This is a genomic window from Thermus sp. FJN-A (assembly GCF_054655095.1).
On record NZ_BAAHSC010000337.1, the window covers coordinates 1 to 236 of the forward strand.

Genomic DNA, 236 nt, shown 5'->3' on the forward strand with positions numbered 1-236 from the left:
TCTGCAACCCGACCCCATGAAGCCGGAATCGCTAGTAATCGCGGATCAGCCATGCCGCGGTGAATACGTTCCCGGGCCTTGTACACACCGCCCGTCACGCCATGGGAGCGGGTTCTACCCGAAGTCGCCGGGAGCCTTTGGGCAGGCGCCGAGGGTAGGGCTCGTGACTGGGGCGAAGTCGTAACAAGGTAGCTGTACCGGAAGGTGCGGCTGGATCACCTCCTTTCTAAGGAGCT

Annotated in this window: 1 rRNA gene; it reads left to right on the forward strand. The window is 62.3% G+C overall.

What is annotated here, in order from left to right:
• A 16S ribosomal RNA gene (locus ACYQ0J_RS13985) occupies nt 1-226 on the forward strand; the annotation flags it as partial.
• Between the last annotated feature and the right edge of the window lie 10 nt (nt 227-236).